Here is a 12,964-nt window from a genome sequence, read left to right on the forward strand (position 1 = left end):
TAACGAAGCGATTCAAACCAAAGAATAAAATGGAAGGCAAGTAACGCACCAGACAACACCGCGAAAGCCCAGTCCTTTTTATTCATTAACTTCATTTCCTTTACATGTCTTACAGCAAACAATGGGGTCATGAAAACGACCGCAAAAAAGAGACGATAAAATGCAATGACAGACGACGGGGCATCTGTAAATTTAACAAAAATAGCTGATGTAGAAATAGAAAGCGCCCCAATAATTAGTGCGATATACGCCTTCATGTTCGTCATCCTTTCGAATATACTTATGAAGAAAAGGGGGAATGTCTTATGGACGCTCATGTGCTCATGAAACTCGGAATCTCTGCTGTTCTAGGGCTCATCATTGGCCTAGAACGAGAATTAAAACGAAAGCCGGTCGGCCTTAAAACATGTCTTGTCATTTCGATTGTAAGTTGTTTGTTAACGATCGTTTCGATTGAATCAGCATATACGTTTCCAAAAAGCGATCATATAAATATGGATCCGCTTCGCCTCGCTGCACAAATTGTATCTGGCATCGGTTTTCTTGGTGCAGGTGTTATCCTCCGACGCGGAAACGACAGCATTTCAGGTTTAACAACTGCCGCGCTTATTTGGGGAGCAGCCGGCGTTGGAATTGCTGTTGGTGCAAATTTTTATATCGAAGCCATTTTGTGCGTAGCTTTTCTGATCGCTAGCGTTGAGCTCATCCCTCTTGTAACAACCGTCTTCGGACCAAAACAACTGAGAGAAAAAGAACTTTCTGTCAAACTGATTGTATTAGATGCAACAAAAATTTCAGAAGTAATCGACGCTATTAAACAAAAAAATATTCGCATCAAAACTGTCCGCATTAAAGATTTAGACAACGGAAACCACTTTGTTGAGCTAAAGGTATCCGTTGATCAAAAGCAGGCAACGACAGATGTATACGAATTTATCCATCAAATTCCTTCTATTCGGAGCGTCGATATTGAGAATATTTAACTCGAAAATGATTATCATTTATATTAGTATAATTCACACACGCAACAATCTTGATTATTTACTAGTCCCATGATTGTTAGTCTTGTTTTGTCTCCCAATAGTTTTAAAAATCGAAACGGTGTTATAAAATAATGACTTGTCTTTTTAGAAAAACGAAGGGGCTGCCCAAAAAACCACAGGGTCAGACCCCGCAACACAATATATAGGACATCACGTTGGATAAATGAACGATATATTGTGAAGCTCGCGTGAGGTCAGACCCTTATGAGACAGCCTCTCTTTAATATTAACTGTTATTTTGTTTCCGCTTCTTCTTGTACGGTAAGTAAAGGAGTTTTTACACGCTTCGTGATTTCAACCAATTGGACATGGCGACCTTCCATTTTTAATACCTTAAATTCATAATCACCGTAGGAGAGAATCTCACCTTGTTGAATATCAAATTTCTCCGTTAAAATCCAACCGCCAATCGTATCGACATCGGTATCATCGATATCCGTTCCAAGTAAATCGTTTACCTCTTCAATCAACACTTTTCCATCAACAATGGTAGTATGCTCGTTCACTTTGCGAATCATCGGAACTTCATCAATATCAAACTCATCTTGAATTTCACCGACGATTTCCTCCAATATATCTTCAACCGTCACAAGTCCAGCTGTTCCGCCATATTCGTCAACTAAAATCGCCATATGGACTCGTTCTCGCTGCATTTTTACGAACAAGTCATGAATAGGGATCGATTCAATTACTTGTATGATTGGACGAATATAATCATCTAACTTCTTTTCAATCGCTTGTGGATTTCGAATACAATCCGTTAATATTTCCTTTATGTTCACCATCCCAACAATATGGTCTTTATCGCCGTCTATAACAGGATAGCGTGTATATTTTTCTTTCCTCATAATTTCCAAAATGTCCGCGATTGAATCGTTTTTATCTAATGCGACAATTTCTGTGCGCGGCACCATAATTTCTTTGGCAATCCGATTGTCAAACTCAAAAATATTGTTTACGTATTTATACTCCGACGGATTAATTTCTCCGCTCTTATAACTTTCAGATAAAATAAGCCGCAACTCTTCCTCAGAATGGGCGACTTCGTGTTCGGATGCCGGTCTTAGTCCAAATAATCCGATGATGACACGTGCTGATCCGTTCAATACCCAAATAAACGGATACATGATTTTGTAGAAAAAGATTAAAGGTCTTGAACATAACAACGTAATGGTTTCCGCTTTTTGAATCGCCAATGTTTTAGGCGCTAATTCACCGACAACTACGTGCAAATAGGTAATCGCCACAAACGCAATCGCAAAAGAAAGAAGAGATGCTACAGACTCATTCAAATTCATTTGCTCAAATACAGGACGAAGCAAATGTTCCACCGTTGGTTCCCCAAGCCAACCAAGCCCTAGTGCAGTGATGGTGATACCAAGCTGGCAAGCTGATAAATATTCATCTAAATTGCTGATGACTCTTTTTGCAGCCATGGCGCTTCGATTTCCTTCGGCCACGAGCTGATCAATCCGTGTACGGCGCACTTTGACAATGGCAAATTCTGATGCAACAAAAAACGCCGTCAAGGCAATTAAAATGCCAACCATCAGTAAATTAACTATCTCCAATTAAGCTCTCTAACTGCATGCAAACAGCTAGAGAATCCACCTCCTGCTAATTGTATAATATGTTTTTCTTGTTCTTCACTATTTCCTTGAAAGAAAATCATATATAAAAGGATTTCCACCAAGCAATATCCCTAATGAATGTAGCAATGCGTAACCTTGCTGGGTCAATGGTTTTGTCATCATCTTGATCTGTTGTTCATTTAATTGTTTGAGCAACGGCTTTAATTCCAGCACTTCTTCTTGAATATGCTGCATTTGTTCTTGAAGATGCTCAATTTTATCGATAATTTCATTCATCGGAGCAGGCTGTTTTTTCATAAGCTGCAGGCGCTCTCTTATTTCCTCGAGAGTTAAATGCTGTTTCTTTAATGCATGGATTAACTGTAAATGCTCAATACTCTCTTCAGGATAATAGCGATAATTGGTCTCAGAACGAACGGGCTCAAGCAATCCTAACTGCGTATAATAATCAATGGTTCGTTTGGAAACACCAGCTAATTCTGCAAGTTCACCAATTTTAAGCAACTTCCCAACGAACTCACTCCCCATCTATTATTATTCGGTATGTTTAATGAAATTATATAGCAAAAAAATATACAGTCAAACGTTATAGTGTTAATTTTTTTATTACAAATCTGTTCCTAGGTACCGTCAAGAATTTTGTGTAATGTAAAATAGATAGGGTATCTCTGAAATAGATTTAGAATAGAGGGGAGACTGGTTTCCTCCACACAATAGACTGAATATTCAGTCTCTTGTGTAGGAAGGGAGAATCCCCTTATCTCATTTATTTACATTAAGTTAATTGTAACATTCTTCAAACATTCGTTGAAGGGCTTCATGCGCTTCGGAAAATCCTCGTAACTTTCGTCCTGCCCATTTCTCATTAAAATCTTGGATGGTCAAATACACGACTTTTTCAGCTGCTTCTAAACTACTCAAACTGTTCATCGGCTTGAGACGTTTCCGAATCTCCTTGATCGTTCGTTCGATGGCATTGGTCGTGTAAATCACACTTCGAATACTGCAATGCACACCCATCCGTCATATTCACGTAATAAATGCTATTTTCTACACTTTTACTTGAATAAAACACGAAGCTGTTTTTCAAGGATTTTGGGTAGTGTAACTGACAAGCTTGGAAGAGCGTCGTGCTGGCAGTGCGAAGGGATCCCGATATGCTCCATAGAAAAAACCCCTGCCATGCAAGGGTTTTTTCTTTTACTCTTCCGTCAATTCTTCCACTGGAACGGTATGGCGTTCATGTTCCCTCCCACGCATATGTACGGTGGCTGTTCGGTTTGCTTCATCGTACCCATCAATCCAAACAGACTGACCGTGATAACATACACGAATATCATCTGGGGAAGAAACGATTTGCTTGATGCGATTTATATCCAATTTCATTCCCTCCTTTCGTTTATATCGTTTGTTTTTGTAGAAAAAATATGTAAGAAACGAGATTTTCTCGTCTACAATGATAAAAAAGGAGGGAAAATACATGAGATGGTACGAGTTTCTCGCTTCATATTGGCGGCTTTCTCCGCTCGCACGCATCATACTAACAATTACAACGATCATTTGTTTATTTGGGATTGTCATTCATATCGTGGAGCCACAAACATTTTCAACAACATTTGACGGAATATGGTGGGCGCTCATCACAACTACAACTATCGGTTATGGAGACCTCGTTCCAAAAACTGTCGTTGGTAAAGTTGTCGCCATCGCTCTCATTTCGCTCGGCACCGCGTTCGTCTCAGCTTATTTTGTTACACTATCTGCGAAGGCCATTTCAAAAGAAAACGCTTTATCAGCTGGGGAGCTTCCTTATACAAAAGGTCAACATGTTATTTTAGTTGGTTGGAATGAACGGATTCGCCAACTGCTCACACTTCTACCTCCCCATGTGCCGTGCCTTGTCATCGACGAAACATTGCAACGTTGGGATATGCCGAAGCACATTCATTTTATTAAAGGAAATCCGACCCACGATGATGTATGGAAAAAAGCGAACGTTTTCGACGCTCATGCCGTCATCATTACTGCGAACCAACATAAAAATGAAACAGAAGCGGACTTAGCATCTATTGTCACTCTTTTGACAATTAAAGCACTCCACCCCGATGTATATACTGTTGTGGAAGTATTAACAACACCGCAAGTCGATAATGCAAAACGAGCGGGAGCCGATGCAGTTATTGAAACGAATAAATGGATCAGTTTTTTAATGACAAATTGTCTTTCAGCCCCAAATATATTAAACGACATGGAACAATTGAAAAAACATCCGATCAAGCGTTTAACTGTTCACGATGAATGGATCGGCATGTCGTTTCATACATTGCTTACCGAGTTAAACAAGGAAGGACTATTGCTCATCGGCATTGCAAACGAGCAACAAGTAACGATCAATCCACAAGGCCATACAGCCATTCAAAAAACAGATGAGCTCATTGTATTAGTGTAATAACAGATCTTCTACATCTTTGACAAGCATCTTTGCCGTCGATACATATTTGTCTGGTACAGTTGCATCGGAGTCTTCTGGTTCGGAAAACTGATTAAACGAAGCGCTTACGTTTCCAACATGCACGTTGTCGTCTAATCCGCGCTGATATTTATGACATAGGACGTATGGGCGTTTCAATTCAACCGTTGCCCCATACGAATCAAGCTGTCCATCTACAGCAACAAATGGAAGACGCAAAAATTGATAGCCGACATCATCTGCCATTTTATAATCAAACGAACCGTGATCATAATCCCAATTTCCACCGATTACGTAACCAAGCGGTTTTAATTGTTGTTCTAACACGTTTAACAAAAACGTTTTTCCTTCTAGTCTAGATGGAATTTCAATCATATTGATCACGCCTCCTCTGTTCATTATTATGTCCAAAAAAAAGAGCTTTCCCTGCGCGCAGGGAAAGCTCTTTTAAATTTAATTATTTCAATCGCTTCTCAAGTTCTGCCTTTTTCTCTTCGTATCCTGGTTTACCAAGCAAGGCAAACATATTTACTTTGTATGCTTCTACCCCCGGTTGGTCAAACGGATTCACACCAAGTAAATATCCGCTCATGGCGCACGCTTTTTCAAAGAAGTAAACGAGATAACCGAATGTATATTCATCTAATCGCGGTAGTGTGACAACTAAGTTTGGCACGCCCCCGTCGGTATGCGCCAACAATGTACCTTCAAACGCTTTTGTGTTGACAAAGTCGACTGTTTTTCCTGCTAAATAGTTTAAGCCGTCTAAATCGTTATCTTCCGCCTCAATCGTCAACTCATGACGCGGCGTTTCCACTTTTAACACTGTTTCAAACAAATCGCGACGACCTTCTTGCACATATTGTCCTAAAGAGTGAAGATCAGTTGAAAAGTTTGCTGAAGCTGGGAAAATCCCTTTCTGATCTTTTCCTTCACTTTCGCCAAATAACTGTTTCCACCATTCTGCAAAATATTGCAATGCTGGCTCGTAGTTAATGAGCATTTCAATTGTTTTCCCTTTATTGTAAAGCACATTTCGCACCGCAGCGTATTGGTAAGCGATATTTTCTTCTAACTCTGATTTACTGAAATCTTCACGCGCTTGTGCAGCGCCTTTCATCATCGCTTCAATATTCGCTCCGCTTACTGCAATCGGTAATAAACCGACAGCTGTTAAAACAGAGTAGCGTCCTCCAACATCATCTGGAATAACAAACGTTTCATATCCTTCTTCCGTTGCTAACGTTTTTAACGCTCCGCGCGCACGGTCTGTTGTTGCGTAAATGCGTTTACGAGCTTCTTCTTTTCCGTATTTTTCTTCAAGAAGCTTACGGAAAATACGGAAGGCAATCGCAGGTTCTGTCGTCGTTCCTGATTTTGAAATGACATTGATCGAAAAATCTTTTCCTTCGAGTAAATCCATCACATCACGCATGTATGTAGAACTAATGTTGTTACCGACGAAAATAATTTGTGGTGTCTTCCGCTTTTCTGTCGGAAGCACATTGTAAAACGAGTGTTGCAACATTTCAATCGCTGCACGAGCCCCGAGATAAGAACCACCAATACCGATCACTAATAACACATCAGAGTCTTGTTGAATTTTTTTCGCTGCTTGTTGAATGCGAGCAAACTCTTCTTTGTCATATGCGACAGGAAGATCAATCCATCCTAAAAAGTCGTTTCCTTGCCCTGTTTTTTCATGAAGTGCATGATGTGCTACTTTTACAGCATCGCGCAAATACGTTAGTTCATGTTCACCAAAAAACGACAACGCTTTTGAGTAGTCAAACTGAATATGCGTCATGTACGTTTCCTCCTCAATGATTGTATCCTCTTTCACTTTAGCGAAACAAACAAAGAGAATCAAGTTAGCAAAAACCATGTAAACGGATTCATTATGACATTTTTCGCACTTTATAACGAAGCTTTTAAAATCGCCATAACATCATCGTGTTGTAGCTTTTTAAAATTACCAAACGGGCCGAACGCCATCGCTTTTTCCACTATGAGTGGCAATGATTCTTCGCCAATGTCATAATCAGCTAATCGACTTGGAGCGCCTAAGCTATTCCAAAATGCCCGAAGCTTTTCAATTCCTTCTAACGCGATTTCACGATCTCCTTTCCCTTCTGGATAAACATGAAACACACGAACGGCTAGTTGCTTAAACCGCTCTATATGTTCATCAAGCACATGTTTCATCCAGTTCGGGAATAAAATAGCTAACCCCCCTGCGTGCGGAATATCATGCACCGCTGATACAGCATGCTCAATATTATGTGTTGCCCAATCACCACGCAGCCCCATGCGTAAAATTCCGTTTAAAGCCATCGTTCCACAATATAAAATCGTTTCACGATAGTCGATATTTTGCAGGTCGTCTACAAGTTTTGGCGCCGTTTCGATCACCGTTTTCAAAATCGACTCACACATCCGATCTTGCAGTGGCGTATTTGGGGCATGATGAAAATATTGTTCTAACACGTGCGACATGATGTCAACAATACCATACACTGTATGATCTTTCGGAACAGTTGTTGTATAAACAGGATCCAAAATCGAAAATTTAGGAAAAACAACCGGGCTACTCCAACCGTATTTTTCCTTCGTTTCCCAATTTGTAATAACAGAATTTGCATTCATTTCTGATCCTGTGGCTGCTAGTGTTAATACAGTTCCAAGTGGAAGCGCCCGCTGAACGGTTGTTTTTCGTGAAATGAAATCCCATGCATCTCCATCGTATAGAATGCCTGCAGCAATTGCCTTTGCACAATCAATAACACTTCCGCCACCAACAGCTAAAATAAAATCAACTTTTTCTGCACGACATATGTCAATCCCTTTTTGAACAGTAGATAACCGTGGATTCGGCTCGACACCTGATAACTCCGTCCACCATTTATTCAATGAGCGAAAAACAGAAACGACATCATCATACACACCGTTTTTCTTAATACTGCCCCCACCATACACCATTAAAATACGTTCATACGGAGCAAGCTCTTTCTTTAGTTGTTCAATTTGTCCTCTTCCAAAAATTAATTTTGTTGGGTTGTGAAAAATAAACTGTTCCATTAAATTTCCTCCTCGTATAGTATGTTTAGAAAGATTTTTAAATCGAATTTCCAGTTGGATATGCTCCTTGACAATCGCATATGTGTAAGTGATTTGCCCACGGGGGAGGGGCGCGCCCCTCCCCCGTGGATGGCACTACATCGGGGTTGGACTTTTCGCGATGTTCTTGGATAATGGTCTTAGGATCATCGGGGACACTCTTCTCTCTCCTGTAGCTTTGACTACTTAGAAAGTCTGTCTCCCCGGCTCCTGTTCGGACTTCTAACCCGCAGGCTGTTCCCGTTGGTTTCCCATGCTGGAAGGAGCAGCTTCCAGGCAGCCCATGGCCCAACGTGAGTTCTCATATGCGAGGGTGACTGGTCAACAGGCGCGGTCCGGGGGCATCCCGAAGAGTCCCAACCCCACGATCCTACTACGATTGGAGGTGATCTCATGAAACTCTACGTCGGGATTGACGTGAGCTCAACGGACTTATACACGTGTATCATGGATCAAGAAGGAAACACGTGCGCCCAATTCAAGGTGGACAATCATCTCCTTGGCGCGACCTTCCTTCGCGATCAAATCCTCCTGTGGGCCAACAAGCTCCAACCATCCGAAATTCTCATCGGGATGGAAGCCACTTCGGTCTACAGCTGGCATCCAGCGATGTTTTTCCACCAACAGGAGGAGCTGAAGTCTTGGAATGTCAAGGTGTTTACCATCAATCCAAAGCTCATTCGCAAATTTAAAGAAGCGTACACTGACTTGGATAAAACGGACGGCATCGATGCGTGGATCATCGCCGATCGGCTTCGCTTTGGCCGTTTGAAAGTGACAGCTGTCATGCAAGAACAGTTTATCGCCCTTCAACGGCTCACGCGCATGCGCTATCATCTCGTCCATCAGCTGACTCGGGAAAAGCAGTACTTCCTCCAACACTTGTTTTACAAGTGCAGTTCCTTTACCCAAGAGGTGGACAGCTCCGTGTTCGGACATGCCATCTTAGAGCTTCTTCTCGAGTCGTTTAGCTTAGACGAAATCAGTCAGATGGACGTGCAACAGCTCGCTGACTTCTTGCGCCAAAAAGGACGCAATCGCTTTGCCGATCCGGAATGCATCGCCAAGTCCATTCAAAAGGCGGCTCGTTCGTCGTATCGGCTTTCCAAATGTGTCGAGGATTCCATCGACTTGCTTTTAGGGCTATCGATTCAATCCATCCGTAGCCTTCAAGCGCAAATTAAAGAGCTAGATAAAGCGATTACTCGCCATTTGGAAGGCATCCCAAATACGTTACAAACGATTCCCGGCATTGGTCCGGTCTACGCCGCTGGCATCTTAGCCGAAATTGGACAAATCGAGCGCTTTGACAACCAAGCCGCCTTAGCAAAGTATGCAGGTTTGACTTGGTCTAAGCACCAGTCCGGTCGGTTCCAAGCCGAGGAGACTTCCCTCATTCGTTCCGGCAATCGCTATCTCCGTTACTACCTAGTGGAGGCTGCCAACTCGGTACAACGGCATGATGCGTCGTTTCGCACCTATTACCGGAAGAAGTATGAGGAAGTACCAAAGCACCAACACAAACGAGCCCTCGTCCTCACCGCTCGAAAACTCGTGCGTGTGATCGATGCGCTGCTACGCAACGGTCAAATCTACACGCCAAGAAAGGGGGAAGATCGATAGGGGTATCGATCTAACTGATTTTGCATTAAAACCCAGTTAATGACATAAGACAAGACTGGGCTTCTTAAGTATTGCCTTTTTTCGGGTCATCGGACAATCGAATTTCCAATTTCGATGATTTTTCACCTTGACATATTACCGCAGGACTTTTTCTCCATTATTTCTAAAATAAACAAATAAGTAAAGAAACTTGCATTTTTTTCTTTTTCGTTGTGCATATTTCAAAAATAATTATCCATTCTATAAATGAATACACTACTTTACCAAGGAGGATGAACATGAGTACGTTACAACGAATCGCACTATTGCTTACTGTTATTGGAGCGCTTAACTGGGGGCTCATTGGCTTTTTTCGTTTCGATCTTGTGGCAGCCATTTTCGGCGGACAAGCATCGGCATTTGCTCGCATTGTTTATGCTCTTGTTGGAATTGCAGGGCTCATTAATCTCGTACTTCTGTTTAAACCAACGGAAGAGCTCGGACGTACAGAACCAAAAATGTCAAGGACATAAACGAACAACTCACCGATCATTCGGTGAGTTGTATTGTTTTTTCGCTTCTGCAATCCACTTTTCTAGTTGCATTTTCAATGGTTGAAATCCTAAAGGGGTTTCGATATTCATTGTTTCATGATCAACATCTCGTAAAGATAAGCTAATTCGCTTCGTTTTTTCATCAATCGCAATAATTTTTACCCGAACGGACTGCCCGACATCCACATAATCGTAAATATTTCTTACATATCCATCTGTGATTTCTGAAATATGGATGAGTCCTTGTGTTCGTTCATCAAGCGATACAAATATGCCGTACGGCTGTATTCCCGTCACAATACCCGTAACGATCGCACCTTCCTTCCACTCCAAATGAAACACTCCTCGTTTTTTGAAAAATTGTAACATAATTCGCTTAAAAAGTGTTAATTTTGTGCACGAGTATAAATGAGAACATGGTATGATAAAGTTGTAAACGAATTTTGGAGAGGTGGGAGAATAAATGAGCACAATTGGTGAAAATATTCGCATGTACCGAGAGCAGCGAAATATGTCACAACAAGAATTGGCGATGAAAGTTCGTGTAGGGGTAGCAACGATCCAAAAATACGAATCAGGTGAACAAGTGCCTGATACACCAACAATTTTAAAACTTTGTACCGCTCTTGATGTTCCAGCATCAGAATTGTTAGAACGAGCAGATGTATCCAATTCATCCAGCCTCGATCCAGAAATCGAATACTTAATTAAAGAAATTGGACTTAAACGGGCAAAACTTATTTTACGAAAAGCAAAAGAATTTAGCGAAGAAGATTTTCTACGCGTCATGCAAATGTTATATGAACTCAAATACAACAAAGAAAGCTGACGGCCGTCAGCTTTTTTTATAGTCGTTCAAGAAACCGCTTCATGCGTCGAATCGCCTCTTGTAATTGTTCAAGCGATGAAGCATACGAACAACGAATATATCCTTCTCCACTTGCTCCAAACACATGCCCAGGAACAACGGCAACTTTTTCTTCTAACAATAGACGTTCCGCAAACTGCTCTGAAGTCATGCCTGTTGATTGAATGGAAGGGAATGCATAAAATGCTCCTCCCGGCATATGGCAAGTAAGACCGATTTCATTTAATGATTGCACAAAAAAGTTGCGCCGTTGCCGGTAACTTTTTCTCATTTGTTCGACGTCATCCGCCCCGTTTTGCAACGCTTCAATAGCTGCATATTGTGCCATCGTTGGTGCACACATCATCGTATATTGATGAATTTTTAACATCGCCGCCGCCAAATCTTTCGGTGCTGCAACAAAGCCTAATCGCCATCCCGTCATCGCAAATCCTTTTGAAAATCCGTTAATTAAAACCGTTCGCTCTCGCATATGGGCAATGGCCGGAAAACTTATATATTGTTCCTCGTAACATAACTCCGCGTAAATTTCATCTGAGATAACAAGCAAATCATGCTTTGCTACGATGCGTGCGATTTGTTCCAGTTCTCCTCTATTTAATACCGTTCCTGTCGGGTTGTTCGGTGAACAAATAATTAATGCTTTCGTTTTCGGTGTCACAACTTGTTCAATTTGTTCGGGCTGTAACTTAAAGTGATGTTTTCCGCTCGTTTGAATTGGAATCGGCACGCCGCCAGCTAGCGAAACGAGCGGTGCATATGAGACGAAACTTGGTTCTACAACAATGACTTCATCACCCGGATTCAAAATCGCTCTAAGAGAAACATCAAGCGCTTGACTTGCTCCAACCGTGACAATAATTTCATTTGCTGGGTCGTATAGCACTTCGAAACGGCGCGCTAAATAATCGCTAATTGCTTTTCGTAACTCCCACAAACCAGCATTTGCTGTATATGACGTATATCCTTGTTCTAACGATAGAATGCAAGCTTCACGCACACTCCAAGGGGTAATAAAATCCGGCTCACCAACCCCTAATGAAATGACCCCTTCCATGCTCGCTGCTAAATCAAAAAATCTCCGAATACCAGATGGTTGTAAACGCGATACAGTATCAGATACGTACGTTTTCGTCTTTTGCATCACGGTGCCACCACGATTCTTCGATCTTGATCACCTTGTTCAAATACAGTGCCGTCATGTTTATATTTCTTCAAAATAAAGTGAGTTGTCGTTGAAATAACAGAGTCAAGCGTTGACAATTTTTCAGAAACAAAATGGGCAATCTCAGACATGGAACGTCCTTCAATAACAACAGATAAATCATATGCTCCCGACATTAAATAAACAGATTTGACCTCCGGGAAACGATAAATACGTTCTGCTACCTCGTCGAATCCAACGCCTCGCTTTGGTGTCACTTTTACATCAATCATCGCTGTCACACCTTCATGCCCATCAACTTTCCGCCAGTCCACAATGGTTGCATATTGTACAATGACTTTTGCTTCCTCTAACTTTTTTATCATATGCTCCACTTCCGAAACAGGAAGAGAAAGCATTTTCGCCATTGTCTCAATCGGCAATCGCGCGTTTTTTTCTAACAGTTCAACGATTTCGATTTCTTTTTCAGTTAACTTCATCATGAATCCCCCCTGTTATAAATTTTCACATAATTTAGAAAAAAATGCACGTATTTTTTCAAAAAAAGAAGCAA

The 12,964-nt window shown here is 41.4% G+C and carries 15 protein-coding genes and 1 pseudogene (1 of these 16 running past the window's edge); 5 read left to right on the forward strand and 11 right to left on the reverse strand.

Annotation, left to right across the window (positions count from 1 at the left end):
- Positions 1 to 266, reverse strand: the start of a protein-coding gene (locus tag NSS60_RS12495; RefSeq protein WP_035018893.1) for a DMT family transporter. Its footprint begins 628 nt before the window's first position; the window shows 266 of its 894 coding nt (coding positions 1–266); the start codon lies at positions 264 to 266; its stop codon lies off the left edge, out of view.
- Between the two features lie 39 nt (positions 267 to 305).
- Here NSS60_RS12495 and NSS60_RS12500 point away from each other — a divergent pair, with 39 nt between their 5' ends.
- Positions 306 to 983 carry an MgtC/SapB family protein gene (locus NSS60_RS12500; RefSeq protein WP_004892274.1) on the forward strand — a complete coding sequence of 226 codons (678 nt, stop codon included), beginning with the start codon at positions 306 to 308 and terminating at the stop codon, positions 981 to 983.
- Positions 984 to 1,276: 293 nt separating this feature from the next.
- On the opposite strand, the gene NSS60_RS12505 is transcribed toward NSS60_RS12500, so the two are convergent.
- The 4 genes and pseudogenes from NSS60_RS12505 to NSS60_RS12520 all read right to left on the reverse strand — a co-directional run bounded on the left by NSS60_RS12505 (position 1,277) and on the right by NSS60_RS12520 (position 4,015).
- Positions 1,277 to 2,614, reverse strand: coding sequence for a hemolysin family protein (locus NSS60_RS12505; RefSeq protein WP_004892276.1), 1,338 nt, complete (start codon positions 2,612 to 2,614; stop codon positions 1,277 to 1,279).
- A gap of 78 nt (positions 2,615 to 2,692) precedes the next feature.
- Entirely contained in the window at positions 2,693 to 3,139 is a 447-nt protein-coding gene (locus NSS60_RS12510; protein WP_230456215.1) for a MerR family transcriptional regulator, read from the reverse strand.
- A gap of 276 nt (positions 3,140 to 3,415) precedes the next feature.
- Positions 3,416 to 3,640 (reverse strand): annotated as a pseudogene (locus NSS60_RS12515) (transposase); the annotation flags it as partial.
- 195 nt (positions 3,641 to 3,835) lie between these two features.
- Positions 3,836 to 4,015, reverse strand: coding sequence for an H-type small acid-soluble spore protein (locus tag NSS60_RS12520; RefSeq protein ID WP_035018897.1), 180 nt, complete (start codon positions 4,013 to 4,015; stop codon positions 3,836 to 3,838).
- A gap of 100 nt (positions 4,016 to 4,115) precedes the next feature.
- On the opposite strand from NSS60_RS12520, the gene NSS60_RS12525 reads away from it, so the two are divergent.
- Positions 4,116 to 5,084, forward strand: a complete 969-nt coding sequence (locus NSS60_RS12525) for a potassium channel family protein (RefSeq protein WP_004892284.1) — start codon at positions 4,116 to 4,118, stop codon at positions 5,082 to 5,084.
- Here NSS60_RS12525 and NSS60_RS12530 read toward each other — a convergent pair.
- The 3 genes from NSS60_RS12530 to NSS60_RS12540 all read right to left on the reverse strand — a co-directional run bounded on the left by NSS60_RS12530 (position 5,076) and on the right by NSS60_RS12540 (position 8,183).
- Positions 5,076 to 5,480, reverse strand: coding sequence for a YugN-like family protein (locus NSS60_RS12530; protein WP_340720886.1), 405 nt, complete (start codon positions 5,478 to 5,480; stop codon positions 5,076 to 5,078). The two genes, NSS60_RS12525 and NSS60_RS12530, sit on opposite strands and share 9 nt — an antisense overlap.
- Before the next feature lie 82 nt (positions 5,481 to 5,562).
- A complete protein-coding gene (locus tag NSS60_RS12535; protein WP_004892287.1) occupies positions 5,563 to 6,912 on the reverse strand; it encodes a glucose-6-phosphate isomerase in 1,350 nt (449 codons plus the stop codon).
- Between the two features lie 110 nt (positions 6,913 to 7,022).
- Complete coding sequence (locus NSS60_RS12540) at positions 7,023 to 8,183, reverse strand: iron-containing alcohol dehydrogenase (protein ID WP_004892290.1); 1,161 nt, start codon at positions 8,181 to 8,183, stop codon at positions 7,023 to 7,025.
- 432 nt (positions 8,184 to 8,615) lie between these two features.
- On the opposite strand from NSS60_RS12540, the gene NSS60_RS12545 reads away from it, so the two are divergent.
- Entirely contained in the window at positions 8,616 to 9,845 is a 1,230-nt protein-coding gene (locus NSS60_RS12545) for an IS110 family transposase (protein WP_064214420.1), read from the forward strand.
- Between the two features lie 278 nt (positions 9,846 to 10,123).
- Positions 10,124 to 10,357 carry a DUF378 domain-containing protein gene (locus NSS60_RS12550; protein ID WP_004892293.1) on the forward strand — a complete coding sequence of 78 codons (234 nt, stop codon included), beginning with the start codon at positions 10,124 to 10,126 and terminating at the stop codon, positions 10,355 to 10,357.
- Positions 10,358 to 10,366: 9 nt separating this feature from the next.
- Here the strand turns inward: NSS60_RS12550 and NSS60_RS12555 are convergent, their stop codons facing one another.
- Positions 10,367 to 10,711, reverse strand: coding sequence for a CvfD/Ygs/GSP13 family RNA-binding post-transcriptional regulator (locus NSS60_RS12555; RefSeq protein ID WP_004892296.1), 345 nt, complete (start codon positions 10,709 to 10,711; stop codon positions 10,367 to 10,369).
- A gap of 130 nt (positions 10,712 to 10,841) precedes the next feature.
- On the opposite strand from NSS60_RS12555, the gene NSS60_RS12560 reads away from it, so the two are divergent.
- Positions 10,842 to 11,207, forward strand: a complete 366-nt coding sequence (locus NSS60_RS12560) for a helix-turn-helix domain-containing protein (RefSeq protein WP_004892298.1) — start codon at positions 10,842 to 10,844, stop codon at positions 11,205 to 11,207.
- Between the two features lie 16 nt (positions 11,208 to 11,223).
- Here the strand turns inward: NSS60_RS12560 and NSS60_RS12565 are convergent, their stop codons facing one another.
- Positions 11,224 to 12,390, reverse strand: a complete 1,167-nt coding sequence (locus tag NSS60_RS12565; protein ID WP_004892300.1) for an aminotransferase — start codon at positions 12,388 to 12,390, stop codon at positions 11,224 to 11,226.
- The gene (locus tag NSS60_RS12570; RefSeq protein ID WP_004892302.1) at positions 12,390 to 12,890 is read right to left on the reverse strand and encodes an Lrp/AsnC family transcriptional regulator; all 501 of its coding nucleotides are present in this window, start codon (positions 12,888 to 12,890) and stop codon (positions 12,390 to 12,392) included. Before NSS60_RS12570 ends, NSS60_RS12565 begins: the two co-directional genes overlap by 1 nt.
- Positions 12,891 to 12,964: the final 74 nt, after the last annotated feature.

It is taken from the genome of Anoxybacillus sp. FSL W8-0382 (assembly GCF_038003845.1).
GTDB lineage: Bacteria > Bacillota > Bacilli > Bacillales > Anoxybacillaceae > Anoxybacillus > Anoxybacillus flavithermus_G.

Coding starts and splice junctions, on each gene's coding strand:
- NSS60_RS12500 (WP_004892274.1), top strand. CDS start 306: ATGGACGCTCATGTGCTCATGAAACTCGGAATCTCTGCTGTTCTAGGG.
- NSS60_RS12525 (WP_004892284.1), top strand. CDS start 4,116: ATGAGATGGTACGAGTTTCTCGCTTCATATTGGCGGCTTTCTCCGCTC.
- NSS60_RS12530 (WP_340720886.1), bottom strand. CDS start 5,480: ATGATTGAAATTCCATCTAGACTAGAAGGAAAAACGTTTTTGTTAAAC.
- NSS60_RS12535 (WP_004892287.1), bottom strand. CDS start 6,912: ATGACGCATATTCAGTTTGACTACTCAAAAGCGTTGTCGTTTTTTGGT.
- NSS60_RS12540 (WP_004892290.1), bottom strand. CDS start 8,183: ATGGAACAGTTTATTTTTCACAACCCAACAAAATTAATTTTTGGAAGA.
- NSS60_RS12545 (WP_064214420.1), top strand. CDS start 8,616: ATGAAACTCTACGTCGGGATTGACGTGAGCTCAACGGACTTATACACG.
- NSS60_RS12550 (WP_004892293.1), top strand. CDS start 10,124: ATGAGTACGTTACAACGAATCGCACTATTGCTTACTGTTATTGGAGCG.
- NSS60_RS12560 (WP_004892298.1), top strand. CDS start 10,842: ATGAGCACAATTGGTGAAAATATTCGCATGTACCGAGAGCAGCGAAAT.
- NSS60_RS12565 (WP_004892300.1), bottom strand. CDS start 12,390: ATGCAAAAGACGAAAACGTACGTATCTGATACTGTATCGCGTTTACAA.
- NSS60_RS12570 (WP_004892302.1), bottom strand. CDS start 12,890: ATGAAGTTAACTGAAAAAGAAATCGAAATCGTTGAACTGTTAGAAAAA.